The sequence below is a fragment of the Staphylococcus coagulans genome (assembly GCF_002901995.1).
GTDB classification, from domain to species: domain Bacteria; phylum Bacillota; class Bacilli; order Staphylococcales; family Staphylococcaceae; genus Staphylococcus; species Staphylococcus coagulans.
In genome coordinates this window covers 1-888 of the sequence record NZ_PPQN01000119.1, presented here as the reverse complement: position 1 = coordinate 888, position 888 = coordinate 1, and the positions used below count along the sequence as shown (strand labels likewise).

Sequence of the window (888 nt, the reverse complement as noted above, 5' to 3'; positions counted from 1 at the left end):
AAATAGATTTATAAATGTACATAAATAAAATTATATTATAACAATTTTTAAAATTAATATATCTCATTTTTTAATCGATATCCAATCAGATATTCTTCTGTTTATTGGTTGTACAATAGTTCCATTTAAATTACCTTGAGAAATAATTCCAATGAGTTGATCATTTTCTTTTAAAAATACACCTGATCCTGACTGGCCTCCTGTCGATTGTAGAGTCGTCATCATAGATTGATTATTGTATGTACTAGTTATTACACCTTCAGTTTTATATTGTTTACGTCCTCCTTTATCAATAGGGTAACCTATGGAATAAACTTTTTTACCTTCTAAATCACTAAGGTTAAAACCTTTTACATCAATATCGACATTTCTCATATAATGTGTGTAGGCTGTTGAAGGATTTTCTCCTTTTATTAGGGCGATATCTGCACCGTCGTATGGATTAAATGTTGAAATGGTCATGTTTCCAGCGTTCGTAGACAAGCCTGATGAACCTGGATAGATAGTACCTAGTGATTTATTTTGCTCAAAACCACCATCTTTACAATGTGCAGCTGTTAATCCTACTTTTGGTGAAATCATAATAGCTGTACAATGATGTGTATCTGCCCCTTCATGTTTAGCAGTTTCAAGACTTTTACTTGTATTAAATATATCAGTCACTAACTCTCTTTTATCTTCAGATGCGTATGACTCATCAGTGCTCAAGCATTGTAAACATAAAGCTGAAAACAGTATAAGCGTGTATGGTTTTAATTTCATAATTACCTCCTATTTTTTTAGAAATCTTTGTATATAATTTTACCATTAAATATAAAAATGATAAGATGTATTTATGATATTTTAGAGGTTGATTAAATTTTGTGTTACATCTATTTAATATATATT

At 29.4% G+C, this 888-nt stretch carries 1 protein-coding gene; it reads right to left on the bottom strand.

All coding sequences use genetic code 11. The annotated features are described in order from the left end of the window. Positions 1-63: 63 nt before the first annotated feature. Positions 64-762: a trypsin-like serine peptidase gene (locus tag CD118_RS11620; protein WP_103356746.1), complete on the bottom strand. Its 699-nt coding sequence runs from the start codon at positions 760-762 to the stop codon at positions 64-66. Positions 763-888: the final 126 nt, after the last annotated feature.

Excerpts from the sequence above, each read along its gene's own strand:
- CD118_RS11620 (WP_103356746.1), bottom strand. The coding sequence starts at position 762 with ATGAAATTAAAACCATACACGCTTATACTGTTTTCAGCTTTATGTTTA.